Here is a 1,232-nt window from a genome sequence, read left to right on the forward strand (position 1 = left end):
GTCCAGGTCGGCCAGTCGGGGCGGCCGTCGAGGAGGGCGGTGAGGAAGGTTCCGGCTGTGTCGGAGGTGGTCATCTACAACCCCCTGACCTGTCCCGAGACCGTCTCGGCCGCCGTGCGGACCGTGTCGAGGAGGCCGTGCAGGCGCAGGCCCGTCTCGAAGTCGGGGACCGTGCGGGTGCCGGTGCGGATGTCGGCGGCGAGGGCCGCGTACAGCTCGGCGACGTTGCGGACGGCGGTGGCGGGGACGTCGGCGGGGGCGCGGTGCGCCGGGGGCGTGTCGAGGTGGCGCCAGGCGGGGTCCGTCGCGGTCGCCTCGTACAGGTGGACGTCGGAGACCTGGATGCCGTGCCCGGCCGCGGGGCCCTCGGAGACGACGGCGAGGCTGCCGCGGGTGCCGGAGAACTCCAGGCGGGTGCGGGCGTCGCCGCTCTTGCCGTCGTGGACGTGGACGCTGACCGGCACGCCGGTGCTGAGCAGGCCCTGCACCATGACGTGGTCGGGGCTGGTGACGCCGACGCTCTCGGCGGTGCCGGAGACCGTCAGCCGGGGCTGACGCACGCACAGGTCGGCGGACAGCCGCGTGACCGGTCCGGCCAGGAACTCCAGGAGGTCCAGCGTGTGGCCGCCGGCCACCTCCAGGGTGCCCGCGCCGTTGCGGCGGTCCAGGGTGTAGACCGCGTCGGGGGTGATCGTGCCGCCGACGCCCTTGGCGCGCGCCGCGTACACGTGCACGCCGGTGACCCTGCCGATCGCGCCCCCGGTGAGCAGGGTGCGGGCGTGCCGTACGGCGGGCGCGTGGCGGGCCTGGAGGCCGACGGCGTGGTGGACGCCGGCCCGCGCCGCCGCCTCCGCCATCACCTCGGCCTCCTTCGTGGTCCGGGCGAGCGGCCACTCGCAGTAGACGTGCTTGCCGGCGTCCAGCGCCGGCAGGACGAGGTCGGCGTGGTCCGGGGTCTTCACGGCGACGACCACGAGGTCGACGTCCGGATGACCGCTCAGGCGCGCCGGGTCGGTGAACGCGTGGGCGGCCCCGCAGCGTTCGGCCGCCCGGCGGGCGCTGCCCGTACGGGTCGTGGCCACGGCGGTGATCTCGAAGTCCGGCAGCGCGGTGAGGGCCGGCAGGTGGGACGCCGTGGCCCAGCCCCGCTCGGGGGAGGCTCCGATGACACCCACACGGATCGGTTCGGTCATGGCTGCTTCCTGAGGACGAGGGGCGGACGGGGAAGGGGG

Annotated in this window: 1 protein-coding gene; it reads right to left on the reverse strand. The window is 75.6% G+C overall.

From position 1 onward, the window contains the following. Positions 1-74: 74 nt before the first annotated feature. Positions 75-1,193 carry a Gfo/Idh/MocA family protein gene (locus AOK24_RS38475; RefSeq protein WP_055724583.1) on the reverse strand — a complete coding sequence of 373 codons (1,119 nt, stop codon included), beginning with the start codon at positions 1,191-1,193 and terminating at the stop codon, positions 75-77. Positions 1,194-1,232: the final 39 nt, after the last annotated feature.

The sequence above is a fragment of the Streptomyces niveiscabiei genome (assembly GCF_001419795.1).
GTDB classification, from domain to species: domain Bacteria; phylum Actinomycetota; class Actinomycetes; order Streptomycetales; family Streptomycetaceae; genus Streptomyces; species Streptomyces niveiscabiei.

Bases quoted from the DNA above. Each gene is read 5' to 3' on its own strand.
- AOK24_RS38475 (WP_055724583.1), bottom strand. From the start codon at position 1,193: ATGACCGAACCGATCCGTGTGGGTGTCATCGGAGCCTCCCCCGAGCGG.